18 protein-coding genes are annotated in these 26,040 nt (G+C 74.1%); 12 read left to right on the plus strand and 6 right to left on the minus strand.

Annotation, left to right across the window (positions count from 1 at the left end):
• Window positions 1-165 precede the first annotated feature (165 nt).
• Both ACIRS4_RS06110 and ACIRS4_RS06115 read right to left on the minus strand, forming a co-directional pair.
• On the minus strand, window positions 166-534 hold the full coding sequence (locus ACIRS4_RS06110) for a helix-turn-helix domain-containing protein (protein WP_404190646.1): 369 nt from the start codon (window positions 532-534) through the stop codon (window positions 166-168).
• Window positions 531-782, minus strand: coding sequence for a hypothetical protein (locus ACIRS4_RS06115; protein ID WP_165430327.1), 252 nt, complete (start codon window positions 780-782; stop codon window positions 531-533). The genes ACIRS4_RS06110 and ACIRS4_RS06115 overlap by 4 nt, the downstream gene beginning before the upstream one ends.
• Window positions 783-1,100: 318 nt before the next feature.
• Here ACIRS4_RS06115 and ACIRS4_RS06120 point away from each other — a divergent pair, with 318 nt between their 5' ends.
• The gene (locus ACIRS4_RS06120; RefSeq protein WP_404190650.1) at window positions 1,101-1,877 is read left to right on the plus strand and encodes a hypothetical protein; all 777 of its coding nucleotides are present in this window, start codon (window positions 1,101-1,103) and stop codon (window positions 1,875-1,877) included.
• A gap of 51 nt (window positions 1,878-1,928) precedes the next feature.
• Here ACIRS4_RS06120 and ACIRS4_RS06125 read toward each other — a convergent pair whose 3' ends face one another.
• Window positions 1,929-3,599, minus strand: coding sequence for an AMP-binding protein (locus ACIRS4_RS06125; protein WP_404190652.1), 1,671 nt, complete (start codon window positions 3,597-3,599; stop codon window positions 1,929-1,931).
• Between the two features lie 436 nt (window positions 3,600-4,035).
• Here ACIRS4_RS06125 and ACIRS4_RS06130 point away from each other — a divergent pair, with 436 nt between their 5' ends.
• Entirely contained in the window at window positions 4,036-6,852 is a 2,817-nt protein-coding gene (locus ACIRS4_RS06130; protein ID WP_404190654.1) for an ATP-binding protein, read from the plus strand.
• 262 nt (window positions 6,853-7,114) lie between these two features.
• Window positions 7,115-7,906, plus strand: a complete 792-nt coding sequence (locus tag ACIRS4_RS06135) for a S1 family peptidase (protein WP_404190656.1) — start codon at window positions 7,115-7,117, stop codon at window positions 7,904-7,906.
• 121 nt (window positions 7,907-8,027) lie between these two features.
• On the opposite strand, the gene ACIRS4_RS06140 is transcribed toward ACIRS4_RS06135, so the two are convergent.
• A complete protein-coding gene (locus tag ACIRS4_RS06140) occupies window positions 8,028-9,134 on the minus strand; it encodes a winged helix DNA-binding domain-containing protein (protein ID WP_404190659.1) in 1,107 nt (368 codons plus the stop codon).
• A 176-nt stretch (window positions 9,135-9,310) separates the two neighbouring features.
• Here ACIRS4_RS06140 and ACIRS4_RS06145 point away from each other — a divergent pair, with 176 nt between their 5' ends.
• The 3 genes from ACIRS4_RS06145 to ACIRS4_RS06155 are packed head-to-tail and all read left to right on the plus strand — an operon-like array spanning window position 9,311 to window position 13,090.
• Window positions 9,311-10,669 carry an MFS transporter gene (locus tag ACIRS4_RS06145; protein WP_404190662.1) on the plus strand — a complete coding sequence of 453 codons (1,359 nt, stop codon included), beginning with the start codon at window positions 9,311-9,313 and terminating at the stop codon, window positions 10,667-10,669.
• Window positions 10,666-12,153 carry a hypothetical protein gene (locus ACIRS4_RS06150; protein ID WP_404190666.1) on the plus strand — a complete coding sequence of 496 codons (1,488 nt, stop codon included), beginning with the start codon at window positions 10,666-10,668 and terminating at the stop codon, window positions 12,151-12,153. The genes ACIRS4_RS06145 and ACIRS4_RS06150 overlap by 4 nt, the downstream gene beginning before the upstream one ends.
• A gap of 52 nt (window positions 12,154-12,205) precedes the next feature.
• Complete coding sequence (locus ACIRS4_RS06155) at window positions 12,206-13,090, plus strand: PaaX family transcriptional regulator C-terminal domain-containing protein (RefSeq protein WP_404190669.1); 885 nt, start codon at window positions 12,206-12,208, stop codon at window positions 13,088-13,090.
• Window positions 13,091-13,466: 376 nt separating this feature from the next.
• Here the strand turns inward: ACIRS4_RS06155 and ACIRS4_RS06160 are convergent, their stop codons facing one another.
• Window positions 13,467-15,002 carry a helix-turn-helix domain-containing protein gene (locus tag ACIRS4_RS06160; RefSeq protein ID WP_404190672.1) on the minus strand — a complete coding sequence of 512 codons (1,536 nt, stop codon included), beginning with the start codon at window positions 15,000-15,002 and terminating at the stop codon, window positions 13,467-13,469.
• A gap of 176 nt (window positions 15,003-15,178) precedes the next feature.
• Between ACIRS4_RS06160 and ACIRS4_RS06165 the strand changes: the two genes are divergently transcribed.
• The 4 genes from ACIRS4_RS06165 to ACIRS4_RS06180 are packed head-to-tail and all read left to right on the plus strand — an operon-like array spanning window position 15,179 to window position 22,239.
• On the plus strand, window positions 15,179-18,064 hold the full coding sequence (locus tag ACIRS4_RS06165) for a hypothetical protein (RefSeq protein WP_404190675.1): 2,886 nt from the start codon (window positions 15,179-15,181) through the stop codon (window positions 18,062-18,064).
• Window positions 18,061-19,092, plus strand: coding sequence for a hypothetical protein (locus ACIRS4_RS06170; protein ID WP_404190678.1), 1,032 nt, complete (start codon window positions 18,061-18,063; stop codon window positions 19,090-19,092). Before ACIRS4_RS06165 ends, ACIRS4_RS06170 begins: the two co-directional genes overlap by 4 nt.
• 19 nt (window positions 19,093-19,111) lie before the next feature.
• Window positions 19,112-20,752, plus strand: coding sequence for a hypothetical protein (locus tag ACIRS4_RS06175; RefSeq protein WP_404190681.1), 1,641 nt, complete (start codon window positions 19,112-19,114; stop codon window positions 20,750-20,752).
• Entirely contained in the window at window positions 20,749-22,239 is a 1,491-nt protein-coding gene (locus ACIRS4_RS06180; RefSeq protein WP_404190684.1) for a hypothetical protein, read from the plus strand. Before ACIRS4_RS06175 ends, ACIRS4_RS06180 begins: the two co-directional genes overlap by 4 nt.
• A 29-nt stretch (window positions 22,240-22,268) precedes the next feature.
• Here ACIRS4_RS06180 and ACIRS4_RS06185 read toward each other — a convergent pair whose 3' ends face one another.
• Entirely contained in the window at window positions 22,269-22,544 is a 276-nt protein-coding gene (locus ACIRS4_RS06185) for a hypothetical protein (protein WP_404190689.1), read from the minus strand.
• Between the two features lie 376 nt (window positions 22,545-22,920).
• Here ACIRS4_RS06185 and ACIRS4_RS06190 point away from each other — a divergent pair, with 376 nt between their 5' ends.
• On the plus strand, window positions 22,921-24,597 hold the full coding sequence (locus ACIRS4_RS06190; protein WP_404190691.1) for an FAD-dependent oxidoreductase: 1,677 nt from the start codon (window positions 22,921-22,923) through the stop codon (window positions 24,595-24,597).
• A 247-nt stretch (window positions 24,598-24,844) separates the two neighbouring features.
• Window positions 24,845-26,002 carry a SchA/CurD-like domain-containing protein gene (locus ACIRS4_RS06195; protein ID WP_404190694.1) on the plus strand — a complete coding sequence of 386 codons (1,158 nt, stop codon included), beginning with the start codon at window positions 24,845-24,847 and terminating at the stop codon, window positions 26,000-26,002.
• The last annotated feature ends 38 nt before the right edge of the window (window positions 26,003-26,040 follow it).

The raw sequence follows: 26,040 nt of genomic DNA on the forward strand, positions 1-26,040 counted from the left end.
GTGGCCGTGGCGGCCTGCGTGCTGATCGGACTGCGTACTGACCGGGCTGGGGCCAGCTAACGCCTCACCACTCCCCGCCGTCAACACTTTGTTGAAAAATCCGGGGTCACGGCTCCTCCCGCGACGGGTCACGACGCCCACCGCGGCCGACGCCCCCGCGGCCGCTCAGCCGCCCTTCTCGCGGTTGAGGTAGTTGTAGACGGTGAAGCGGCTCACCCCGAGCGCGGCGGCCACGGTCTCCACCCCGTGCCGCACGGAGAACGCGCCGCGCGCCTCGAGTATCCGTACGACCTCCTGCTTGGCCTTGCGGTCCAGCTCGGCGAGCGGCATGCCCCGCTCGCGCTCCAGGGCGGCCAGGATGCGGTCCAGGGAGTCGGCGAGCTGCGGCAGCCGTACGGCGACGGCCGGCTCGCCCTCCCAGGCGAGCACGACGTCGTCGGGGCCGGCCTCGTCCGGCGGGAGCAGCTCTCCGCCCATCGCGTCGACCAACGGCTTGACGGCCGCGACGAAGGCCTCGTCCCCGGCGCGGGTCACTTCCCGTCCTCGCCGACCACGTTGAGCTGGAGGGAGATCCGGGTGGCGCCCGACCCGAGGGTCCGGCGCAGCACGGCGTCCACCGCGGCGAGCACGGCGTCGGCGTCGCCTTCGGCGGTGTTGCCGAACGGGCCGACGTCCACGGCGTCCAGGTCGGCCGACTCGATCACCTCGCGGGCGACCAGCGCGTGCGCGGGCGCCTCGTCGAGATCGAAGGGCTCGGTGGTGAACTCCAGTCTCAATCGCACGCGCTCAACCTAACGCGCGACGCGGCCGCCCGCCGGGTCTCTTCCCCGGCGGGCGCATGCCCGTCCGGTGCGGTCCGGAGCCGGCGTCAACCTCAAATGAACCTCTGAACATGGGCCGGTGGGCTTCAACCACGCCTGGCGCAGGGCACATTGTGGTCATGCGGGGTCCGCCGACACGGGGGCGGCGGACTCCGCGAACGTGAAGCGGGCGTTCGAGCTTCGAGCACGCGCCGGGCCCTCGGCCCCGCTTCCTCCGGTCTCCTTCCGACCTTCGCCAAGGGACGGACAAGCGGGGGACGATGGAGGACGATGGGGGCCATGTTCGAGAGCGTGCCGGTGAGTTGCCCGGCCTGCCGACGAGAGCGTCTCTACTCCGCGCCGACCTATCCGTGCGCGTGCGGCGCCCCGGTCGCCCCGCGCCTCGACCTCCGCGCGAAGGCTACGGCCGTCGCCCACCGCTCGTGGGAGGAGGAGTGGGTCACCGTGCGCTGCGCGGCCTGCGGTCGCCATGACCAGTGGCCGCGACCGGAGTTGGGGTGCGCCTGCGGCACGGTGCTGCGCATCCCGCTGAGCGCGGAGACGGACGACGATGAGGGGGCGACGGCCTCACCGCCGCAGCGCAAGACGACGGGCCCGCCGCCGGCCGCTGACCCGGCGCAGGACCTCGCGGCCCCCGCACCCCTCGCGTCCATATCCGCGTCCCCGCCCCGCCCCCGCCCCTTCCGCCCCGTCGCCATCCGCACCGCCCGGGACGCGGTCACCGCGACCGCCCTGTACCTGGACTGGCTGGGCTACCCGAAGGTCCGCCGGGCCGACCAGCGCCCGACCTCGGGCATAGGCCTCGCCGCCCGGGGGCTGCTGGCGCAGGTCGATCCCAAGGCGCGCCCGGCTTCCCTGCGGGACGTGGAATGCCTGTGGCTGACGGCCATGACGGAGTCCTCGGAGTGCGTGTACTTCTCCCTCTCCGGTTACACCCCCGACGCCCACGCCCGCGCCGACTCCCTCGCCGTGCCCCTGTTCGTCATGGACCTCACGGGCAGACCCCGGCCGGTGAACGCGGTGGCCGGCGCCCTCGACGCACAGGGCGGCGGCTGAGCCGGCCCGACCGCGCCGCCCCGGCTCCTGTGCCCGCTCACGCGCGAAGACTCACCGGAAGTCCTCCTCCCGGTACTCCCCCGCCGACCCTGCCGCCGTGGCCTCGCGGAGCTCCACCCGGCGGATCTTGCCCGAGACGGTCTTGGGCAGCGGCGCGAACTCCAGCCGGCGGAGGCGCTTGTAGGGGGCGAGGACCTCACGGGAGTGCTCGAACAGCACCTTCGCGGTGTCCGGGCCGGGCTCCCAGCCCTCCGCCAGGACGACGTACGCCTTGGGCACGGCAAGCCGCAGCTCGTCCGGCGCGGGGACCACGGCCGCCTCGGCGACGGCCTCGTGCTCCAGCAGGGCGCTCTCCAGCTCGAAGGGGCTGATCTTGTAGTCGGAGGCCTTGAAGACGTCGTCGCTCCTGCCGACATAGGTGATGTATCCGGATTCGTCGCGTTCGCCGATGTCGCCGGTGCGGTAGTAGCCGCCCGCCATCGCCTCCGCCGTGCGGTCGTCGTCGCCGTGGTAGCCGGTCATCAGGCCGACCGGCCGTACCGACAGGTCGAGGGCGATCTCGCCCTCCCGCGCGCCGGGCGCGCCGGTCACCGGGTCCAGCAGTTCCACCCGGTAGCCGGGGCTGGGGCGGCCCATGGAGCCGGTCTTCAGGGGCTGTCCGGGGCTGTTGGCGATCTGTACGGCCGTCTCCGTCTGGCCGAAGCCGTCCCGGACGGTGACGCCCCAGGCCCGCCGGATCTGCTCGATCACCTCGGGGTTGAGCGGTTCCCCGGCGGCCACGATCTCGCGGGGCGGGGTGCGCAGGCCGGTCAGGTCGGCCTGGATGAGCATGCGCCACACGGTCGGCGGGGCGCAGAACGTCGTCACGCCCGCGCGGTCCATCTCGGCCATCAGCCTGGCGGGGTCGAAGCGGGTGTAGTTGTGGATGAAGACGGTCGCCTCGGCGTTCCACGGGGCGAACAGATTGGACCAGGCGTGCTTGGCCCAGCCGGGTGAGGAGATGTTGAGGTGGACGTCGCCGGGCCGCAGGCCGATCCAGTACATGGTGGCGAGGTGCCCGACCGGGTACGACACGTGCGTGTGCTCGACGAGCTTGGGGCGGGCGGTCGTCCCGGAGGTGAAGTACAGCATCAGGGTGTCGTCGGCCAGGGTCGGACCGTCGGGCAGGAACTCGGCGGAGGCGGCATATGCGTCCTCGTACGGCTGCCAGCCCTCGGGCACTGCGCCGACGGCGGTGCGCGTGTAGTCGCCGGGGACCTCGTCGAACTTGCCGGCGTCCTCGGCGCGGACGACGACGTGCCGTACCTGGCCGCGCTCGACGCGGTCGCGCAGGTCGGCGGGGCCGAGCAGCGGGGTCGCGGGGATGACGACGGCGCGCAGCTTCATCGCGGCGAGGGCGGTCTCCCACAGTTCGGCCTGGTTGCCGAGCATCACGAGGATGCGGTCGCCGGCCTCGACGCCGCGCTCGCGCAACAGGTTGGCGAGCCGGTCGGAGCGTTCGGACAGCTCGGCGAAGGACAGCCGGACCTCGGAGCCGTCCTCCTCGACGATGTGCAGCGCGATGCGGTCGTTGCCGTCCGCGATGGCGTCGAACCAGTCGAGGGCCCAGTTGAAGTGCTCGAACCGGGGCCACTCGAAGCCCTCATGGGCCGTGGCGTAGTCCTCGCGGTGTCGCAGCAGGAAGTCCCGCGCCGCGCGGAACCGCTCCGTAGCCGTCGTCATCCGTCCTCCATCTCGCTCTGCCGGCCACCCGGTCCCGTCGGGCCCACCGCGGCCGCGCGCCCGGTGAAGCGCACGGGCCGACGCCGAACCATTGCCGGGCGGCTCTCTGTCATCGTGTAATCCGTGATGCGGGTGCACCACCCCCGGACAGGGATCACCTCGGGAAAGGAGAGGCCGCCGGCACAGGAGGCGAGGAGACTGACACGGAAGGCAGGGACCGCCCACCCGGAAGGACGAGAGGACCGGGAGAGAGGTGTTCCGGCGCAGGAGTCCGTTCCGGCCAGGGGCGGCCTCGGGCGACGAGCGGCCATTCACCGGCCGGTTCATTGAATTTTCCCATGCTTCCCGCTGTTATATCCCTCACCACGGAGTCCGCCGGGATTTCAACGGGATGTTGCCTAGAATTTGGCCCGAACACGACACACGGAGGGGAGCGGTGACCGTGCGACGGGACTTCCAGGAGCCTGCCAGATGCCGCCCCGACCTGGTCATCGGACGGGAGGAACTGGTCGCGGCCGCCCGCGACCAGCTGACCGGCGGCGGCAGCGTGCTGCTGCACGGCCCGGCCGGAATAGGTAAGTCGACCGTGCTGCGGGCATTGGCCGCGGATTACGGAGAGTCGGCCCGCACCGTCCTGCGCTGCTCGGCGACCGAGTCCGAATCGCACCTTCCCTTCCTCGCGCTGGCCGACCTCTTCGGGCTGGTCCTCGGCGAGGTGTCCGACAAGCTGCCCGCCGCCCAGCTCACGGCCCTGGAGGCGGCGCTCACCGGCCGCGGTGAGTCGAGCCTGCAACGCGACGGCCTCGCCCTGCGCCTGGCCGTGCTGTCGGCGCTGCGCGCCCTCGCCGCCGCCGGGCCCGTGCTGCTCGTCGCCGACGATCTCCAGTGGCTGGACTCCGCCAGTGCCGAACTCCTCGGCTTCGCCGCCCGGCGCCTGGGCGACACCCCCGTGCAGCTGCTGTGCGCGGTGCGGACCGAGGGGCAGGAGTACGACCGCCATCTACGCGCGTCCCCGCCCGACACCCTCGCCGTCCGGCTGAACCCGCTCTCCCGCGCCCAGGTGTCCGCCCTGCTCGACCACCGCGGCTACACCGACCTGCCGCGCTCCACGATGCGGGAGATCCACCGCACGAGCGGCGGCAACCCGCTGTTCGCGCTGGAGCTCGGCCGCGCCCTCGGCGAGAACCCGACCCCGCCGCGCCCGGGCGAGCCGCTGCCGGTGCCGACCTCGCTGCGCGACCTGGTGCTCAGCCGGCTCGACATGCTCTCCGGCGAGGCGCGCCGCACCCTGCTCGTCGCCAGCGCGGGCGCCCGCCCCACGCTCGCCCTGCTCCAGGCGGCCGGCCGGGAGAACGCGGAGGCGGAGACCGCCCAGGCCGCCACGCTCGGCCTGCTGGCGACGGAACCCGACGGGCCGGCCGTACGGTTCGCGCATCCGCTGATCTCGGCCGCGCTGTACGCCGAGGCGCCCGCGCAGGAACGCCGGGCCGCGCACGCCGCGCTGTCCACGGCGGCCTCCGACCCGATCGAGCGGGCCCGGCACCTCGCGCTGTCGACGACCGGGACCGACCCGGGCGTGGCCGCGCGGCTCGCGGGGGCGGCCGCGATGGCCAGGGACCGCGGCGCACCCTCGGTGGCCGCCTCGCTCGGCCTGCTCGCGGCCCGGCACACCCCGCCGGACGGCACGCCCGCCCCGGACGACCGCCGGCTGCAGGCCGCGGAGGACGCGATCACCGCCGGGGAGGTGGATCTCGCCCGGGACATCGCCCACGAGGTGCTGACCCGCGCCACGGCGCCCGCCGAGCGGGTACGCGCCTGGATGGTGGTGATCGAGGCCGCCGGGCAGGCGCTGGGCGACGTCGACGCCGTCTACCCGCAGGCGCTCTCCGACGCGGGCGACGACCCGGGGCTGCTCGCCCAGGTGCACTACCAGCTCGCCTGGCGGGGTCTGGTCGTGCAGGGCGACTTCGCCGAGGCCCGCCGGCAGGCGGCGCACGCCGCGGAGCTGGCCGCGCGCGGCGAGGACCGGCGCAACGAGCTCATGGCGCTCTCCCTCCAGGCGTCGACGGAGATCCTCATGGGGCATCCGAACGCGCCCGTCACCATCAAGCGGGCCCTGAAAGAGCCTCAGGACCCTTACGTGACGTGCCATCACAACGGCGTCGGCATGGCCCGGTTCCGCTGGTTGCTGATGAGCGACCAGCTGCCCGAGGCCCGGGCGACCATCAGCGCGCTGCTGCGCGAGGTGCGCCGCCGCGGCATGGTCGAGAGCGAGGTGCACTTCCAGCGGTTCCTGGCCGACATCGAACTGCGCTCCGGGCACTGCGGACGCGCCCTGGACCTGGCCCGGGAGAGTCTGCGGCTGGCCAGGGACTCCGGTATCGGCCTCGGAGCCTCCGCCATGCTCGCCTCCCTCGCGGAGGCGTCCGGCGGGGACGTCGACCAGGCGCTGGCGCTGGCCCGGGAGGCGGTGGACCGGGCCGAGGAGGACGGCGACCAGATGTATCTGTCGCGGGCTCTGGCCGCCCTGGGCTACGCCCAGTTGGTCGCCGGCGACGCGGCGGGCGCGGTGGGAAGCCTGCGCCGGGTGCGAGAGCTGGAGCAGGGGCTGGGCATCACCGACCCGGCGCGCGGCCGCTGGCAGGGCGACCTGGCCGAGGCCCTGGTCCGCGTCGGCGAGCCGGGCGAGGCGCAGGACGTCATCGACGTCGCCCGGGAGCACGCGCTGCGGCTGGGCCGGGAGAGCATCCTCGCGGTGCTGGACCGGGCGGAGGCGCTGGTGCGGGCGGCGCGGGGCGACCAGGAGGGGGCGCTGGCCCGGCTGACGTCCGTTCAGGACCGGCTGGCCAAGCTGGGACACGGGCTGGAGGAGGCGCGGGCGGCGTTCGAGCTGGCGCGGCTGCGCACCCGGCGGCCGGGGCCGACGTCGTACGAGGAGGCGGCGCGGCTGTTCCGGCGGTGCCGGGCGCTGCCGTGGCTGCGGCAGGTGGACGCCGCGGCCGCGGAGGGGGCGGCCGAGGCCGTGGCCGCGCCCGTGCCGGCGCCCGCCGCCGACGCGCTGGAGGGGCTGGCCTCGATGGAGCGTCAGGTGGCCGCGCTGGTCATGGAGGGCGCCACCAACCGGGAGATCGCCGCGCGGCTGTTCATCAGCGTCAAGACGGTCGAGGCGACGCTGACCCGGGTCTACCGCAAGCTGGGGATCCGCTCGCGGGTGGACATCGTCCGGTTGGCGGCGGGGCACCACGCCAAGTGAGGGATCCGCGGGTTTTACTGCCTGCTGTCGAAGACCGGTACCGGCCCCCGTGGTCTTCCGTGTGCGGTCCGCCGAGGGCGACCGAGGGTTTTCCCTGCCCCAACTCCCTTAGGGGGTTCCCTCATTGGGAAGGGTGAACCCCGAGCCCTAGCGTAAGGGACGTGCCGCTCGCCCGGGCACACGGGGGTCGGTCCCGCGACCCCTGTGCAACCCCCCACACCCGCGCGTCCCCCACCGGCCACCTCCCCACGCAAGGAGATCCATGTTCGGGCTCACCCGTGCCAAGAAGACCGCGGCCGTCGTCGCGGCGACCGCGGCGGCTGCCGCGACCGCGTTGATCGGCGCCCCCACCGCTGTCGCCGCGCCGCAGCCCATCGTCGGCGGCACGACCACCACCACGACGGCCTACCCGTTCATGATGCAGATCACGGACGCCTCGCAGAACCAGTTCTGCGGCGGCACGCTCGTCTCCCCGACCAAGGTGGTCACCGCGGCCCACTGCATGGTCGGCGAGACCACGAGCAGCGTGCGGGTGGTCGGCGGCCGGACGTACCTCAACGGCACCAACGGCACGGTCAGCCGGGTCAGCAAGATCTGGATCAACCCGAGCTACACGGACGCCACCGACGGCGACGACGTGGCCGTGCTGACCCTGTCGACGTCGATGCCCTACACCACGGCGTCGTACGTCTCCTCCAGCCAGACCGGTGTGTACGCGGCCGGCACCACCGCGCGCATCCTCGGCTGGGGCACCACCTCTTCGAACGGCAGCTCCTCCAACCAGCTGCGGACCGCGACCGTCCCGATCGTGTCCGACGCCAGCTGCGGCAGTTCGTACGGCTCCGACTTCGTCGCGAGCGACATGGTGTGCGCCGGATACACCTCCGGCGGCGTAGACACCTGCCAGGGCGACAGCGGCGGTCCCCTGCTCATCGGGGGCGTCCTGGCAGGGATCACTTCTTGGGGCGAGGGCTGTGCCCAGGCGGGTTACCCGGGTGTCTACACCCGGCTGACCACCTTCTCCAGCCTGGTGACCGCACAGGTCAACTCCTAGCCCCAATGGCTCCCTGAGCCTCGCTCAGGGACAAGACCGGGGGGCGTTGCGGGCCTCCACGAGCGGCCCGCAACGCCCCCTCTCCATGCGCCCGACGGGTGTCGGGGACACCCTGTGAGGGTCAGCGCCGTACGACGGTCGTGAACCGGATGTCGTACGGCGTTCGCGCGTACAGGCACGCCAGCAGGTGCTCCGCCTCCGCCGTCACCTCATCCCGCCGGGCCCGGTCCAGGTCGGCGAAGGGTTCGATGACGAGGGCGTCCGGCTCGAGCCGCCACACTCCGGCCACGAAACCGTCGACGAGGAACGTGCGGTGGGCCTGGTTGCCCTGCCAGGTGCGGCCCCGGTACGGGGGCGGGACCACGCGGGCGCGGTCGGCGTGGGACAGGAGCAGGTTGTCGAACTCGGGGAGGAAGCGGGGCGGGGCGGGGGTGTCCGGGTCGGGACGCGGGGCGTCGGGGAGGTCGAAGAGTTCGACGCCGCGCTCGTCGCGGAAGACGAGGAGCCCTGGGCGCAGGCGCTCGAAGGCCTCGCGCAGCCGGGTCAGGCCGGCCCAGGTCTGCATGTCCTTCACGGAGGCCGGGCCGAAGGCCGCGAGGTAGCGCAGGACGACCGCGTCGACCGGTGGCGCGGGTTCGGCGGGACGGCCGAGCCAGTGCTCGGCGGTGGTGAGGGCGACCTGGCCGGCCTGTCCCCACAGCCCGCGCGGGGTGACCTGCACCAGGGGCAGCGTGCAGCGGGCGGCGACCGCCAGGGACTGCGGGTCGGCGTCGGGCCACCGGGCGCCGAGTTCTTCGCGCAGCTGCTTCATGGTGCGCGGCTCGGCCTCGACGAGGTCGCGGGCGAGTGCGGCGAGCGCCTGGAGGTCGACGCCGGCGAGGCCGGCGCGGAACGCGGTCAGTTCCCGTTCCCGGGCGGGCTGCACCAGCGGGCGCAGGGTGAGGCAGTCGTCGGCGGTGTGGGTGTGCAGGGTCGAGCGCAGGGTGACGATCCGGGCGACCTGACGGTCCGCCATGAGCGCCGAGAGGGCCTCGGGCGCGAAGCCGTCGAGGCGGGCGGCGAGGGCGTGGTACGGCGGCCTGACGTTCTGCGCCTGCAGCCCGACGAGGTGGGCGACGGCCGCCTCGGGTGTGAGCCGGGAGCGGCTCAGCAGGAGCTGCCGGTCGAGGGTCGCGCGGTTCAGCGCGCGCACGCCGAGCACGGGGGCGGAGGCCGTCGTCTTCGTCATGCCGGGCACGGTAGCGGGCGCGGAGGGCGTGCGACCGCGTGACGGGACATCGGCGTGACGTCCGATCAGCCCGCCCGGCAGTGGTTCCACGCCGACCAATGTTGTGCACTTCGTTGACTGCGGTCAGATCAACGCCTACTTTCGCGGTGTCCTTCCCCCGGTCAAGGGAGACCGCGATGCCTTCGTCCCCCGTCGCATCCGCATCACCGTCCAGGACCCCCGAACAGACCCGGCAGCTGCGCCGGGTCGCCCTCTCCGGCCTGCTCGGCACGGCCGTCGAGTTCTACGACTTCCTCGTCTACGGCACCGTCGCCGCGCTCGTCTTCGGCGAACTGTTCTTCCCCGGCGCCGATCCCGCCGTCGGCACGGTCGCCGCGTTCGGCACCTTCGCCGCCGGCTATGCCGCCCGGCCGCTCGGCGGCGTCCTCTTCGGCCACTTCGGCGACCGGCTGGGCCGCAAGTCGATGCTGCTGCTCACCATGGGCCTGATGGGCGGCGCCAGCTTCCTCATCGGCCTGCTCCCCACGTACGACACGATCGGCGTCTGGGCGCCGGTGCTGCTGATCGCCCTGCGCGTGGTCCAGGGCATCGCCATCGGCGGCGAGTGGGGCGGAGCCACGCTGATGGTCGTCGAGCACGCCGGGGAGCGGCGGCGCGGTCTGTGGTCCAGCTTCACGCAGATGGGAGCCCCGCTCGGCTCCCTGCTGTCGACCGCCGTCGTCACCCTCGTGGTCGCCCTGCCCCGGGAGGAGTTCGCGGCGTGGGGCTGGCGTGTGCCGTTCCTGCTGAGCGTGGTGCTGCTCGGCGTCGGGCTGTTCGTCCGGCTGCGGGTGGTGGAGAGCCCGCTGTTCGCCGAGGTGAGGAAGGACCGCGCCGAGGCGCGGCTGCCGGTCCTCGACGTGCTGCGCCGGCCGCGCCCGCTGCTGCTGGCCTGCTGCGTCGGCATCGGCGCGTTCACCGCGCAGTCGCTGCTGACCAGCTACATGATCGCGTACGCCACCGGCATCGGCTACGCCCGCCCGCAGGTGCTCACCGCGCTCACGGTGTCCGCCTGCGTCGCGCTCGTCGTCCTGCCCTGCGCCTCCGCGCTGTCCGACCGGGTGGGCCGCCGCCCGGTGGTCCTGGCCGGAGCCGTCGCCTCGGCCGCGCTCGCCTTCCCCGTGCTGGCGCTGGTCGACTCAGAGTCGCCCGGGCTGCTGATCCTCGCCGTCGCCCTCGGTCACGGCGTCGCCCAGTCGACGATGTACGGGCCGCTGGGCGCCCTGCTCACCGAGATGTTCGGCACCCGGGTCCGCTACACCGGCGCTTCCCTCGGCTACCAGGGCGCCACCCTCGTCGGCGCCGGCTTCTCCCCCATGATCGCCGGCAGCCTGGTGGCCGCGAGCGGCGACAGCACGCCCGTCGCCCTGCTGCTCTGCGGCGGCGCCGCGATCACCGCGCTGACCGTGCTGTTCGTCCGCGAGACCCACAAGGACTCGCTCACCGAGGCAGCCGAACGGCCCGCCACCGCCCACACGGAAGAGGTCACGGCATGACGACGGACGCCGCCACCGAGAGCACCCGCGTCCCCCGCGGGGCCGCCCCCGGCCGCCACCGCTCGGCCGTCGTCCCCGGCGCGCCCCACCGATCCGTCCGCCGTGCCGCCCGTGCCGCCGCGTTACTTCTGGCGGTCGCCGCCGTGCCCGCGCCGGGCGCGGCGGCCGCCACCGGCGCCGTCCACGCGGGCGCCGCTCACGTCGAGGGCCGGCTGCCCTCGGGGGCCACGTACGTGATGGACGTGCCCGCGACCTGGAACGGCACCGTGCTGCTCTACAGCCACGGCTACACCCCTTCCGGCGCGCCCAACCCCGCCCGCAACGGACCCGACGGAGCCACCGGCTCCCTTCTGCTCGGCGAGGGGTACGCGCTCATCGGTTCCTCCTACGCCACCACCGGGTGGGCGGTGACCGACGCGGTCCCCGACCAGATCGCCACGCTGTCCGCGTTCTCCGACCGCTTCGGCGCGACCCGTCGCACGATCGCCTGGGGCACGTCCTACGGCGGTCTGGTCACCACCGCTCTCGCCGAGCGGCACGGCGACCGGCTCGACGGCTCGCTGTCCCTGTGCGGCCTGGTCCACGGCGGGGTCGCCAACTGGAACAACACCCTCGACCCGGTGTTCGCCCTCAAGGCGCTCCTCGCACCCGGGTCCGGGATGCCTCTGACCCGCCTGCCCGACCAGCGCGCCGCCACCGCCGCGGCCGACGCCCTGACCGCCGCGGTCGACTCGGCGCAGTCGACGGCCGCGGGGCGGGCCCGGATCGCGCTGGCCGCCGCACTGCACAACATCCCGGTGTGGAACCAGCCCGGCCAGCCACGGCCGGCCCCCGCCGACCTGGACGCGCAGCAGGCCAACCAGTACGAGGCCGTCAAGGGCCTGGTGAAGGTGGCCGCCTTCAACTGGCGGCAGGAGGCCGAGGCCAGGGCCGGCGGCAACATGTCCTGGAACACCGGCGTCGACTACGCACGGCTCCTCGGCCGGTCCTCCGTCCGCGAGGAGGTCACCGCCCTGTACCGGAAGGCGGGGCTGTCGCTGAAGGGCGACCTCGCCACGCTCGACCGCGCCCCGCGGATCGGCGCCGACCGGGCCGCCGTCGCCTGGATGAGCCGCACCAGCGCCTTCACCGGCCGGCTGACCAAGCCACAGCTGTCCGTGCACACCGTCGGCGACGCCCTCGTCCCCGTCCAGACGGAGAGCGCGCTGCTCCGCGCGGTCACCGCCGCCGGCACGACTCCGCTCCTGCGACAGGCGTACACCGAAACCCCCGGCCACTGCACCTTCAGCCCCGCCGAGCAGCTCGCCGCCCTGCACGCGCTGGAGGACCGCATCACCACCGGCGCCTGGCGCGGCGCCACCCCCGACGCCCTGAACTCCCGTGCGGCGGCGGCCGATCCCTCGACTCCCGCGCGTTACGTCCCGTACCGCCCCACCCCGTACCCACGGCCGTACGACCTTGCGCATCCCGCCGACCGCCCCTGATGCCGTACGGCCGTCCGCCGAGCCGTCGGCGGACGGCCGTACCCTTTCCCCCGTGGAGGACGACGACATCCTGGACACCACGGACGACGACAGCGCAGAGAGCGGCAACGGCGGTGACGCCGTGGACGCTCCCGCGCCACGCCCCCAGTCCCTCATGTTGACCTTCTTCGGCAACCACGTGCTGGACGAGGGACAGCTGTGCGTCTACTCCGGCAGCATCATCGACGTCCTCGGCCGGGTCGGGGTGGGCGAGCAGGCCGTGCGCTCCACGCTGACGCGCATGGTCAACCGGGGCCTGCTGTGCCGGCAACGCGAGGGCCGCAGGATGTACTTCGGGCTCACCCCTCAGGCGGTGCGCGTCCTGGAGGACGGCCGTGTGCGCATCTGGCAGCAAGGCGCGGTCAACGACGACTGGGACGGCTCCTGGACCCTGCTCGGCTTCTCGCTGCCCGACTCGTGGAAGCGGCAGCGCCACGATCTGCGCTCCCGGCTCGCCTGGTCCGGGTTCGGCGCGCTGTACAGCGGGCTGTGGATCGCCCCGGGGGACGTCGACGTGTCCGCCGTCGTCGCGGAGCTGGGGCTGACCGACCGCGTCAAGATCTTCCGCGCCCGGGCCGACACGGCCACCGACATCGAGCTGATGGTCCGTGACACCTGGGACCTGGAGAGCATCGCCGCCCGTTACGTGACCTTCGACAAACGCTGGACCGCCCACCTGGGGGCCGGGTCGGGGGACGATCCGATCGCGACGCGGCTGCGGCTGGTCAGCGAATGGCTGTGGACGATCCGCACGGACCCCCGGCTGCCCGCCCTGCATCTGCCCCGCGCCTGGCCGGCCCGCCCGGCCCAGGAGACCTTCCGCCGCGTCGCCGACCAGACCGCGGCGCCGGCCAGGAGGACCGCCCGTGCTCTGCTGGAGACGACCCCGATGCGGTAGGGGTCCCGGCGACGAGGCGTGCGGTGTGGTGGGCGGCCGCCGAGCGGGAGACCTCGCTCGGGCAGGCCCCCTGCCCGCGGGCGATGTGACTCGGCGGTACGGCCTTCCTCGGTCAACGCCCGTCAGAGGGCGCCCCCATGTGCCGCATTTCTTGCACTCCCCGCATTCCCGAGCGATCCACCCACCCGGCCCCCGGAGTACCTCCTAAAGTCGCAGTCGGTCGACCGACCGACCCGCCGACACGGGAGGTATCCGCCGTGATCCGTCTCAGCCCGCCCGACCCCCGCCCGCTCGCCTGCCGTGTCGGCCCCGAGGACGCCGACGACGCACTGTTAAGCACCGACTGACGTTCCATCAGTCACGTGCGACGCTCGCGTCACCAGGGTCGCAGCGCCCGCACCGCGGGGTCGCCACGCAGCCGGTTCGCGCGGTCCGACAGATGCGAGGGACGCAACTCGCCGAAGAGGGAGGGCCGTCCACGGTTGGCGCTCCCGTCGAGCCACTCAAGTACCCGCCAGGCACAAAGGAACTGATGGTCCACCAGATGCGCGGGCAGCCGTGGGTCCGCCGCCGCGAGGGGGCAGGGCGGATCGGGCAGCGTCAGCAGGAGGTCGCCGCCCGCGGGCAGCCCGCGGCTGCCGCGCCGGGCGTGCAGGACGTCCTCGACGCGTTCCAGCGCGCGGTCGATGCCGGCCCTCCACACGTCCCCCGGGGTTCCCCGGACCGAAGTGAGGTCCCGGCGGGCGGCCCACCAGTCGAGGTGCCGGTGCGAGGGGCGGACGTACACCACCCGCGCGCCGGTCTCCCGCAGCAGGTCCGCCATGACGTGCCCGTAGTGGCCCTCCTCGGCGAACACGTACGGCTTGACCAGGACGACCGCGGGCCAGTTCTCCTGGAGCCGGATCCGCTCGGCGATGTGCCGCGCCGTCACCGCCCAGCCGCGCAGCCGGCCCGACCGGCGGTCCAGGGGGTCGCCCTGGACGACGCGGCCGCCGTCCACCTCGGTGGCGGAGCTGACCGGCACGTACTCCCAGCCGAGCGCGTCGGCGACCAGGGCGGCGGTGAGCGCGGCCGACCAGACGGCGCCGACCACCACCAACGGCCGCTGATCGACCCCCCGCCACGGGTAGGCGGCCTGCCGGTGCAGGTCGACCAGGCAGTTCTGCACGAGGAGATGTCCCGGCCACTCGGCGGCCGCAGGCGCCCAGAGCGAGGTGCCGGGCTCGCCCTGCCAGCTGAACTCCCCGACGGCCCGCAGGGACTCGGAGACGACGATTCCCAACTCCGCCCGGACCCGGGCGTGTTCTCCGTCGCCGTCGTCCACGCCGACGCCGTCCGGCAGCCGGGCGGCCGACGGGCCCGCGCGGAGCGCGCGTTCGGCCAGCTCCCGCCACGGCAGGGCCTCAGCCCCGGCGGCGAGCCGGAACTCGCCCACCAGCGCCGTGGACACGGGGTACTCCCGGCCCGAGACGAGGTGCGACAGGCCGACCCGGAAGCGCGCCGCGGCCCGCCGGTCGCCGCACAGCGCGGCCGCGGCCCGCAGCGGCGCGGGCAGCCTGGCCTGCGTGAACCCCCGTACGTACGCCTCGATGCCGCTGATCGCGGACAGCGCCGCCACCAGTTCGGGCGGCGGTTCGTAGGCGGCCGGGGACGGCGCCTCGCCGCGCGGCAGCCAGCCGATGTCCGCGAACACCCGCGCCGGACTCACCCCGGCGAGCTCCGCCAGCGCCCGCACGAAGCGGGGCGGCGGCATGCGCTCGCCCAGCATGTACTTGCGCACCGTTTCCGCCTTGTACCCGAGGGCGTTGGCCAGCGCGCTGTCACCACCGGGCCGCCCCTGCGCCACCGAGGCGGCCCGGCACCCCTCCAACGCCGTTCTCACCCGCTCCCGTTCTTCCCGGCTGTAGGTCATCGGCCCCCTCGACCCCCTCCGCCCCGCTACGCCGCGTACGGAAATGGTGACACGAACGTACGGATCGGGCGGCCCGAACGCCCCGACGCTGCGCGAATCTGACCCCCGGGACATCCGTTCCCGCCGGCGCCGGGCCGATCGCGTCCCGTGTCTGGGGACGGAGGAGGGAGTGGAAGATGACGCCGGAGAAGCCCTCGGGGGGAGCCATGCCGAACAGCGCGAAGCCGCCGGGCGATGTCCCGACGGTGACCAAGTGGCCGCCGTTCCATCCGGGGAGCGTCCTGGGCGGGTACCGCCGCCTGGCCCGTTACGTGAGCGTCCCGGCGCTCTCGGGCCTCGACCTCATGGAGCACGAGGCGCACAAGTGGCGCGGGGAACCCCGGGAGTTGCTGAACCGGCTCTACGACCGCCTCCGTCACAAGCGGATCCCGTACAACCAGGCCTGGAACGCCGGGACCCATCAGCGGGTCCGCGACCCGCACCTGATCGACCGCAGCTCGGGCACCTGCCTCGACCTGGTCCTGATGTTCGCCGCGATGTGCGAGGCGGCCGGCCTCAGGCCCTATGTGACCGTCCTGGGCGACCACGCCCTCGTCCTGGTGCACACCGACCCCGACGCCACGGCGGGACAGCTGTCCGACCCCCCGGTGAGCTCCTGGCACGACCACGACCGGGGCGTCTTCCTCGCCTACGGCGAGGGGCTGCGGCTCAGGGGCGGCACGGCGATCGACGTGGTCGGCGCCTGCCGGGGCGAGGAGAAGACCTTCGCCGAGGCGTGCGCGAGCGGGGCGCTGTGGCTGGAGTCCGGCCAGGACGACGTCCGCATGGTCGACGTCGTCGCCCTGCACGCGGAGGGCGGTGAGGACGTGGCCGAACTGCCGCTGGTGCGCGACGAGTCGAGGCCGGCGATCTACCGACGGCTGCCGGCCCGGCCGCAGTTCGTCGACTTCCCCGGGCGGGACAAGTTCATGGCCGAGCTGCGGGACCTCGCGGCGAGCGGCGGCACGGTGGTGCTGCACGGCCCGCAGGGCATCGGCAAGAGCATGGTCGCCCACCGGCTCGCGGCCGGCGCGGACGAGGGGTGCGGATGGTTCCTCGACGCCTTCGACCAGCGGACGCTGACCGCCTCCCTCGGCGACGCGGAGATCGAGGAGCGGGGGCTCGGCGGCGAGGCGCGGGACGACTCCGACCGCACCGTGTTCGCCGCGCTGGCCATGGAGCGGCTCGCCGACGCCATGGGCCCCTGGGTGGTCGTCCTGGACAACGTCGACGTCGACCCCACCGAGCTGCGCCTGCCCCGGCCCACCCGACAGGGGCAGCTCGTGGTCGTCACCACGACCAACGCCAAGTGGGCCGCCCCGGAAGGGAATCCCACCTTACGGAGCACCTGGGCCAAGGAAGTGCCCGAGCTGGACGCCGACGACCTCCCGCACGTCCTGGACGTGGAGGACGCGCCCACCGAACTCCTCGCCGGTCGCCCCCTGCTGCTCGAGGCCAGCGCCCGGCTGCTCCGGGCGACGGGCCGGGCGTGGTGGAGGCACCGCGCCGCCCGACCCGCCACGCCCGGTCAGGTGCCGGCCGCCATCTGGTCCACGGTGGTGCGTGAGGCCGAGGCGGGGAACGCGGCCGGCCCGCTGCACGACCCCGTCCGCATCGAGCGCCGGCTGGCGACGGTCATGGCCTGGCTGCCGCCCTCCGGCCTCTCCCCCGAACTGCTCACTCTGGCCGTGCGGGACGAGGCGAGCGGGGCCGGGACACAGCCCGCAGAGGTGCACGCGGGTTTGGAGCGACTGCGCGCGCTGGGACTGATCGAATTCACCGGCGGCCTGGCGGCCATGCACCGGCTCTTCCAACGAGCCGTCCGCGAGCACGGGTCAGGGAAGAACGTGGCCGACACCGCCGCGCTGGTCGGCGGTGTCTACCGGAACTTCTTCACCGCGACCAGCGCCAGGCAGCCCGCCGGCGCCGGGCGGGCCGGTCTGTCCACGCCCTTCGACCTCGTCCTGGATCCCCGTCAAGTCGGCTCGATCGCCGCCCTGTTGACGCATCAGCCATCGGACCTGGACGCCTTCCGCAGCCTGCACGCGCTGGGTGTGCTCGTGGAACGCCAGGATCCGGCAGCGGCGACCGAGTGCTTCCAGAAGGCGCTCGAGCGAGTCGCGCACCACGCGGCGGGCGACGACGCGGAGTTGCGGATCATGCGCTCGGACTGTCTGCGCGGCAAGGCACGGGTCGTGCACCGCACCCCGGGCCGGTCGCCGTGGGGCACCGTCGACGACGCCATCGGCTGGGCGATCGAGGCGCGGGAGCTGTGCGCCGTCCCGAACGCCGGCCGCGACGAACAACTGGCCGCGTCCCGCGCCGAGGCCATGCACGGCCTGCTGATCCGCAGGAAGGCGAACGCGGAAGGCCTCACCGCTCAACAGCGGTTGGCTCTGCTGCGCGAGGCCGAGGTCCTCCTGCGCCACAGCGCCGCCGAGCGGGAGCTCCTCACCGGCGAGGACTCGCCCGACGCGGACCGCAGCCGCTTCAACCTCGCCGGTCTGGAGATCTCCCTCGCCCAGGTCGATCCCGATCTTCCGCCTCAGCGTCACCTCGACGCGGCGGACGAGCACTATCAGGCCGTGTTGACCCTGCGTGAGCGCCGCTACGGCACGCGGCACCTGGAGGAGGTGATCACCTGTGTCAACGGCCTGGCACTGGTGAACTTCTACCGCGCCGTCCTCCAGGACGTCGGACCGGCCCAGCGCATCACCTTCCTCACCCACGCCCTGCGCTTCGCCCACGAGGCGCTGGAGGTTCGCCAGAGCCTCGCGATCCCCATCGAGGTCAACGTGACGAAAAGCCTCGACATCCTCGCCAAGACCGCCCTCGCCCGTCTCGACGCCCGTCGACCGGCCGCGCGCGCCGGGGAAGCGGCCGGAGCGGCCTCCGAGAAGCTGTACACGACCTACCGACGCGAGTCCGCCGACGGCCGGTTCACCGTCCGTCCCGCGGTCGAACCCCCCGGCCTGCCCGGCATCCCCGCTCAGCAGTCCTCCCAGGAAAAGGAACCCTCATGAGCACGCTCTTCCCCCGGCCCACGCTGCCCGGCAGCGGCAAGGACCTGATCTCCGACATCGACGCCTACCTGGCCTCCGACGCCATGCGGGCGCTGGTCGCCGCTTTCCAGGGCGACCCGGACGCGCTGTCCGGCGGCCCGGCCACCCTGACGGAACGCATCGACCGGCTCTACGAGTTCACCGCCACCGTCAGCACCCGCCTGGAGGACAGGGAGCGCAACACCGCCGACGAACTGCCGATGACCCCCGACCAGGCCGACACCACCATGGCCGCCGTCACCGCGCTCGGCCTGCGCGACGAACTCCCGCCCCGGCACCGCGAGTACGACCATGTGCTCATGCTGGGCGGCCTCGTCCGCGCCTGCTTCAACCGCCCGGCCTACGCCGCCCGGCTCGTCGACGACGGCGTGGTGAGCGCCGGCGCCGTCACCGCCCTCGGCGGTCACCGGGAGTTCGAGGCGTCCGACAAGAACGTGAAAGACCCCGACGAGCGGGAGTCCGCGATCTCCCAGCGGCTCGGCCACCCCGAACTCACCGACGAGTACGGGGCGCTCGACCTCGGCACCCGGCTGGCGTTCGGGCTCGGCGCCCCGGAACGCGTCGAGGGCGAGGAGTCCCCCGACCCGGTGAAGCAGCCCGGCCTGACCTGGGGGGTCCGTCACTACCGCCGGGGCGACGGGCTGTCCGTGCGGGTGGCCGCGGCGCCGTCCGAGGACCCGAAGCGGCGCGCCCACACCGGCGAGACGTACGCCTTCTTCGCCGAACGGATGACCGCGCTGAAGCCGGGGACGCGGCTGCTGCTCGTGACCACGCCCATCTACGCGCCGATGCAGCACTTCACGGCCGTCCGGATGCTCGCGCTGCCGTACGACGTGGAGGTGGAGACCATCGGCGGCGACGTGCCGGACCGGGCGCCCGCCCTGCGCCAGCCGTTCACGCCGACGAAGTACCTCAACGATCTGCGCACCACCGTGCGGGCCCTGCGTGCCCTCGCGGAGGACGCGCTCGCACGCGACGAACTGGGCTGAGGGAGAGGACGGGGAGGACATGCCGGAAACGATGGCCGAGGCGCTGACCCGGGGCTGGCTGCGACTGCCGCGGGAGGCCCGGCAGGCGATCCATCCGCTGAGCGCGCTCACGCGCGACGGCCTGGTCAACTCACGGTTGGCGCGCGCCTACTTGACGCCCCGGGTGCGGTGCGCGCACCCCGAGCTGGGGCCGGTCCTGCGCGCGAGGGCCTGGGAGAGCCGGGAGTTGGACCAGGTCGCCGAGGCCGTGGCCGGACTGCTGCCCGAGGTGCTGGCCGACGGCCCGGTCGCGACCGGGCTCCGGAAGGCGTTCGCCCGGGCCGGGCTCCCGACCGCCGAGCACGAGGACACGTTGTACGGATGGGTCGTCCGGTGGACCGGGAACCGTCCGCCGTCCCGCGAGGAGTGCGATCGGGTGATCGACGAGCGCTTCGGTCGGGGCCCCGACTCCCGGCCGCCGACGTACGCGGCGCTGGACACCCTGCTGGGGGACGCGGCCGCGGTCGCGGAGCTGGGCGAGGTCGTCTCCCGGAACTGGACTCCTCGGCCGGCCCGCCCCCGCCGGCCGATGGACGCGGCGCAACGCCGCGCGCTGGACGACCTGCTGGACTCCGACGTCACCTGCGATCTGAACGGACTGTGGGAGGCGTACGTCAAGACCCGCCCGTGGGAAAGCCTGTTGGACGACCCGGCCCGGTCGGGGATGTCGGCGGCCTCGGTGCCTGAGCAGCCGACCGTGACCGAGCGGCGGCAGGGGCGGGGCACGTCCCTGCCGCTCCCGCTGGACAGGTCACTGCGCCAGCGGCTGGGCTCCGCGGTGTTCCAGCACCCCGAGACGGCGGGCGAGGAATTCCGCGGGAGTTCCACCCGGGACCTCGCCCGCCGAGAGGCGGAACGGATGTGCCTGCCGCTGGGGCTCGGGTCGGACGACCGGCGGACGGCCTTCGCGCTCGGCATCCACCTGGCGTACGCGGTCAACGCCTCCACCATCGAAGAGCGGAGGTCGCCGCACGCCGGCGGTCACCGTCTCTTCCGCCGCATGGAGAAGCTGATCGCGAAGGTCCTCGACAAGGACCTCTTCGCCTACAGCGAGCGCCGGCCGGGCGACTGGCAGTCCCCGGCGCAACTGCGGCTGGAGAACCCGCAGTTCCATGTGGTCCCCCGGCTGTGGCCCCGGCTGCACACCCCCGACGTGCGCGGGGAGTCGTTCGCCCCGGAGCAGTACTTCAAGCTGCTCAACAGCGCGATCCGGTCCTTCGTCCGCGAGAACGGCAAGCGGGACGCCGACTCCGACGAGTTTCGGATCGTCCCCCTCGCCGGGGACGGGCCGGCGGCCCTCGCGACGGACGTCCCGCAGGAGCACACCGTCTCCTTCCTGGACGCCGGCGCCGTCGTGGTCTCCGTGTTCAACCACCGCGTCGCCCACCTCGACTTCGCGGGGCACACGGACGCCTTCGGGCTGACGCGCTGGTTCCTCACCGCGTCCGACCAGGAGGCCGTCCGCGACTGGTGGTCGCGGGCCCTGGACGCCTGCACGGCGTCCCTCCCGGACGGAGCCGAGCTCCCCGTCCGCCCCACCGCCGCCGAGGCCCGGGAAGTCGTCCGGCGCCTCCACTCCACCGACGACCGCCCTGACGACGACTCAGGAGAAGGACAATGACCCTGACCGTACGCATCGACACGGTCGGCACCGTCCGGCTGGGCCCCCGGCCGTCGGCGCGGCCGTTCCACTCGCCGCTGGCCCTGGCCGGCGGGACGTTGTGCGTCGACCCGTTCGCGCCGGACGCGCCGCCCTACGCCGAGGTGGACGACCTTGGCGAGGCGGCGGGCTGGCTGGAGGGCGTCTACGGCGCGCTCGCCCTGGACGCGGCCCGCGAGGCGCTCGCCGGGGCGCGCGAGGGGTCGGTGTCGCGTCAGGACCCGGTGGACGCCACCGTCCGGTCGGCCGTCGTCGCGTGGGCGCCGGGGCCGCGGCACACGTCCATGGCCCGGCTGGCGACGACGCGCTGGCTCGGCGCCTGGTCGCCGGAGCGTCTCGACCCGGCGCTCCTCGACCTGGAGACCGGCGGTCTGCTGTGGGACCTGGACGGGCTGGTGCCGGACGCGCTGCCGCAGGCGAGGGCGTGTCTGGACGGCTCGGCCGGACGGCTGTCGGCGCTGGCGGGACGGCTGCGGCGCCGGTCGCCCGAGCAGGTGTCGGACGGGCTGGTGGCGGAGGCCGTCATGGACGCGGTGCTCGCCGCCGCGTGTCTGCTCGACGGCCGCCCGCACCACGCCCGGCTGCTGGAGCTCGCCCGGGAGGAGGCGGGCCTGCGGGAGTCGGGACACCGGATGGCGTCGTCCGAGGAAACGGTTCTGGCCGCCTTCCGCACGGAGTCCGCCGGGCGCGGCGGCGAGCGGCTGGGCAGCGTCGACTGGGAGCAGGTGCCGGCGCACGTGCTGAGCGCGGCGGAGAACACGGTGCGCTGGGCCACCGCGCCGGGCCCGGACGGCTCCCGGGTGCTCCAGGTGGAGGTGGAGGCCGCCTCACGGACCGTCCGTCCGGGCGGGCTGGGCTTTCGCGCCTACCACCCGGAACTGCCGCTGCCCGTGGCGCTCGGCCGGCTGGCCGGGCCGTCGGAGCCGGGCGGCACGACGCTGCACGGTGAGGCCGTGCTCAGTCCGGCGGCGGACGCCCTCGACGCGGCGGACATCGTGGTCGACGTGTTCGACGCGTCGATGGTGTCCCGCCCGCGCCTGGGCCGGGCCGCCGTGCGGGCCGCGCACGAGCGGCGGGCGGTGCGCCGGCTCACCGCCCTGCGCCGGCACTGGGCCGCCCGCGACGGCGGCGCCCTGCGGGAGTGGGCGCAGGCCGCCGCGCGAACCGCGCAGAGCCTCGACGAGGACACCGCGGGCACCGGCCCCGACCCGCTGGGGACCCGGATGTGGACGCTCGTCCTGGCGGCCGCCGACACCGCGGTCTCCCTGGGCGCGCCGGCGGCCCGGCTGCCGGAGCGGGCCGCGGCCGTCCGCGAGGCGGCGCGCGCCGGGAACCGGGACGGCGACGCGGGCGACCTGTACGTGCCGCGGCTGCGGGACGCCGCCTGGCGGCCCACCGTCGCCGAATGGCTGACCGTCCGGCCGGACTTCGGTCTGACGGCGACCTGAGCCCGGCCGGGGCCGCGGCGAGGGGGTGGTCAGCGGCCGCGCAGCGCCCGGTCCGCCAGGTCGTACGCCATGCCGGCGATCACGAGGACGACCACGGCGCACAGGCCGGCCGTGTTGTCCACGAACCAGCCCTCGGCGATGGCCAGGACGAGGCCGCCGGTGCCCGTGACCGACACCGTCCGTGCCGCCCTCGGCAGCGCCAGCTGCACGAAGGCGCCCGAGTCGCCGGCGCCGGACCGGAAGGCGGCGCCCGTGTCGTCGCGCCCGCCGGAGCCGCGTCCCCGGGACGTGTCATCGTGGGTCATGGTGCTCCTCCTGAGGAGTTCCCTCCGCCCGCCGCTTCCTGCGACCGCCAGATCCGGGGCGGCGGGCGGACATCCGATGCGTCCCGCCGGAGCCCCGAGGGCGTCCGCGGCACGCGCTGTCATCCCCTTTCTCCGCTCCCAGGACCGCCCCGGCCGCCCCACGCCACCTGCCGCACCCCTCTTGCCCGGCGTCGGCCCGCCATCCATGGGCCCGCTCACCCCGCACGGGTGTCCAGCCGCACGAAACCCGCCGCCCCGGTGAACCGGCCGGGTTATGCGAGTGAAGCCCGGTCCGCGGTTCGCCGGGCGGGGCATGCATGGAGGTCCCGGCCGCACCCCGGCCGGCTCGGCGGACACGACGCGCTGGAGGCGAGTGATGAACACGAGAGCCGAGCACCCCGATCCCACGGTCGAGCCCCCTGGACCCCAGGTCCACGAGGTCCCCGTCCTCATCGTCGGCGGCTCCCTGGTCGGGCTGTCGACCTCCCTGTTCCTGGGCCGGCTGGGGGTGCCGCACACCCTGGTGGAGCGTCACGCCGGCACCTCCATCCACCCCCGCGGGCGCGGCAACAACGTACGCACGATGGAACTGTTCCGGGTGGCCGGCGTCGAGGCCGACATCCACACCGCCGCCGCGACCCTGGCCCACAACCACGGCATCCTTCAGACGCCCACCCTGGTGGGCGACGCCGGCGAGTGGCTGTTCAAGAACATCGACCCGGGCGGCGGTCTGGCCCGCTTCAGTCCGGCCTCGTGGTGCCTGTGCAGCCAGAACGACCTGGAGCCGGTCCTGCTGGAGCACGCCCGTGCCCTCGGCGGCGACCTGCGCTACCACACCGAGCTGATGTCCTTCGAGACCGACGCCGACGGCGTGACCGCGGTGGTCAAGAGCCGTCGCACCGGTGAGCACTCCACCGTCCGCGCGCAGTACCTGGTCGCCGCCGACGGGCCCCGCAGCCCCGTCCGGGAGCAGCTCGGCATCGGGCAGAGCGGACCGGGCGACCTCTTCCACAACATCAGCATGACCTTCCGTTCCCGCCGCCTGGCCGACGTCGTGGACGACCGGCGCTTCATCGTCTGCTACCTGACCTCGCCGGACGCCGACGGCGCTCTGCTGCCCGTGGACAACCGCGAGAACTGGGTGTTCCACGCCCCGTGGCACCCCGAAACCGGGGAGACGCTGGAGGACTTCACCGACGAGCGCTGCATCGCGCACATCCGCCGCGCGGTCGGGGACCCGGACCTCGACGTGGAGATCACCGGCCGGGCGCCCTGGCACGCGGCGCAGCGCGTCGCCCGCGGCTACCGGTCGGGGCGCGTCTTCCTGGCGGGCGACTCGGCCCACGAGATGTCCCCGACGGGGGCGTTCGGCTCCAACACCGGCATCCAGGACGCGCACAACCTCGCCTGGAAACTGGCGGCGGTGCTCGGCGGCTGGGCGGGCGAGGGGCTGCTGGACACCTACGACCTCGAACGCCGTCCGGTGGCTGAGGCGACCAGCGCCCGCGCGGCCGCCCGTTCGGTCGAGCACAGCCACCCGGGCTTCGCCCCGCCGCCGGGTGCGGGCGGCGGGCCGCAGCGCGGCATCCTCAACGTGGCGCTGGGCTACCGCTATCCGATGGGGGCGGTCGTCGGCACCGACCCGGAGTCCCCGGTCGTCCCCGACGAGCTCGCCCTGGCCGGGGCGCCCGGCACCCGGGCGCCCCACCTGTGGGTGCGGCGCGAGGGCCGGCGGCTCTCCACCCTCGATCTCTACGAGCGGTCACTGGTCCTGCTGAGCGAGGCGGGTGACCTGAACGAGTGGCACGAGGCGGCCGCGCGCCTCGCGGACCAGCTTCAGGTGCCGCTCGTGTCGTACCGGGTGGGCGAGGGGCCGGACGCCGACCTGACGCCGGAGGACGGCGCCGACTGGCGCACGCACCACGGCACCAAGCCCGGTGGCGCCGTACTGGTGCGGCCCGACGGTTTCGTCGCCTGGCGGGAGACCGGTCCGGCGCCGGACGCGGAGAAGGTGCTGCGCCAGGCCCTCACCAAGGTGATGTCGCTGGCCTGACGGGCTCTCATCTCGCGCCGCGCGCACGCACGACGGCCGGGCCGTCTCCCCTCCCCGGGGTGACGGCCCGGCCGTCGTCGCCCGTCCGGCCGCGCCCGCGCCCGGCGTCTCCCGGGAACGCCGGTCACCCGCGCGCTCCACACGAGTCGCGCGCCGATGGGGACCGGCTCAAGATCGAGGCACGCTCACCTCGACGCTCTGCGGCCGGGGTACGCCTTCCCCTCTCCCGAAGGAGATGTGCACACCGATGACCACGACGTCCGCGCCTGCCTCGCCACCGCTGACACGACAGGTGTCACAACATGTCTCCCAGTCCGTGTTCGACGGCTCCCGGCTCCGGGTCGTCCTGCTGGTGGACGTCTACGACGGAGCCCAGCAGCAGTTCCTGGAGGCGTACGAGCAGCTCTGCAACCAGGTCGCGTCGGTGCCCGGGCACGTCAGCGACCAGCTGTGCCAGTCGATCGAGAACCCCTCGCAGTGGCTCATCACCAGCGAGTGGGAGAGCGCCCCGCCGTTCCTCACCTGGGTGAACAGCGAGGAGCACGTGGAGATGGTGCGGCCGCTGCACAACTGTGTGAGCGACACCCGCTCGCTGCGGTTCCACGTGGTGCGCGAGACCGGCGGCGAGGCGGCGGGCGCGGAGTCCGGCCGGCGCCGGCTGCAGTCCTCGCCCCGCATCGGCGACGGCGTCATCCGGCACGCTCTCACCTTCACCGTCAAGCCCGGCAACGAGAAGGCCGTCGCCAAGCTCCTCGCCGACTACGCGCCGCCCAACCCCCGCGTCGACGACACCACGCGGCTGGTGCGGACCTCCCTGTTCATGCACGGCAACCGGGTGGTACGGGCCATCGAGGTGCGCGGCGACCTGCTCGCCGCGCTGCGTCACGTGGCCCGGCAGCCCGAGGTGCGGGCCGTGGAGGAGGCCATCAACCCCTATCTGGAGCAGGACCGGGACCTCGACGACCCCGAGTCCGCCCGTGTCTTCTTCACCCGGGCCGCGCTGCCCGCCGTCCACCATGTGACGACGGACCAGGAGCCCGCGGGCGCCGTCCGGCACGCGCTGTACTACCCGGCCCGGGAGGGCGACGGGATGCGGCTGGCGGAGCTCCTCGCCCAGCGGGACGAGGCCGCGGCGGACGACCCGCGCAGCCCGGTGCTGCGCAGCACGATCTTCCAGCGCGACGACGTCGTGGTGCGGCTGGTCGACGTGCAGGAGGGCCTCGACGCCGACGCCGGCACGGTCCTCGGGCTCACCGACCCCGCCCGGACGGCCGAGCTGACGGACCTGCTGGACGTCGCCGCCCTGGGCGCGGACGCCTCCGCGCTGCGGGCCGGGTCCGCAGACCGTCTCCTCGCCCTCGCCCGCATGGAGCTCGTCACCGACCGCCGCTCCCCCGACGCCTGAGCCGTCGCCACCCCGGGGGCGACGGCGCCCAAGTCGAC

It is taken from the genome of Streptomyces sp. NPDC101166 (assembly GCF_044768125.1).
Taxonomy (GTDB): Bacteria; Actinomycetota; Actinomycetes; order Streptomycetales; family Streptomycetaceae; genus Streptomyces.

Excerpts from the sequence above, each read along its gene's own strand:
- ACIRS4_RS06150 (WP_404190666.1), top strand. The coding sequence starts at position 10,666 with ATGACGACGGACGCCGCCACCGAGAGCACCCGCGTCCCCCGCGGGGCC.
- ACIRS4_RS06165 (WP_404190675.1), top strand. The coding sequence starts at position 15,179 with ATGACGCCGGAGAAGCCCTCGGGGGGAGCCATGCCGAACAGCGCGAAG.
- ACIRS4_RS06195 (WP_404190694.1), top strand. The coding sequence starts at position 24,845 with ATGACCACGACGTCCGCGCCTGCCTCGCCACCGCTGACACGACAGGTG.
- ACIRS4_RS06120 (WP_404190650.1), top strand. The coding sequence starts at position 1,101 with ATGTTCGAGAGCGTGCCGGTGAGTTGCCCGGCCTGCCGACGAGAGCGT.
- ACIRS4_RS06125 (WP_404190652.1), bottom strand. The coding sequence starts at position 3,599 with ATGACGACGGCTACGGAGCGGTTCCGCGCGGCGCGGGACTTCCTGCTG.
- ACIRS4_RS06190 (WP_404190691.1), top strand. The coding sequence starts at position 22,921 with ATGAACACGAGAGCCGAGCACCCCGATCCCACGGTCGAGCCCCCTGGA.
- ACIRS4_RS06180 (WP_404190684.1), top strand. The coding sequence starts at position 20,749 with ATGACCCTGACCGTACGCATCGACACGGTCGGCACCGTCCGGCTGGGC.
- ACIRS4_RS06185 (WP_404190689.1), bottom strand. The coding sequence starts at position 22,544 with ATGACCCACGATGACACGTCCCGGGGACGCGGCTCCGGCGGGCGCGAC.
- ACIRS4_RS06140 (WP_404190659.1), bottom strand. The coding sequence starts at position 9,134 with ATGACGAAGACGACGGCCTCCGCCCCCGTGCTCGGCGTGCGCGCGCTG.
- ACIRS4_RS06175 (WP_404190681.1), top strand. The coding sequence starts at position 19,112 with ATGCCGGAAACGATGGCCGAGGCGCTGACCCGGGGCTGGCTGCGACTG.
- ACIRS4_RS06135 (WP_404190656.1), top strand. The coding sequence starts at position 7,115 with ATGTTCGGGCTCACCCGTGCCAAGAAGACCGCGGCCGTCGTCGCGGCG.
- ACIRS4_RS06160 (WP_404190672.1), bottom strand. The coding sequence starts at position 15,002 with ATGACCTACAGCCGGGAAGAACGGGAGCGGGTGAGAACGGCGTTGGAG.
- ACIRS4_RS06170 (WP_404190678.1), top strand. The coding sequence starts at position 18,061 with ATGAGCACGCTCTTCCCCCGGCCCACGCTGCCCGGCAGCGGCAAGGAC.
- ACIRS4_RS06145 (WP_404190662.1), top strand. The coding sequence starts at position 9,311 with ATGCCTTCGTCCCCCGTCGCATCCGCATCACCGTCCAGGACCCCCGAA.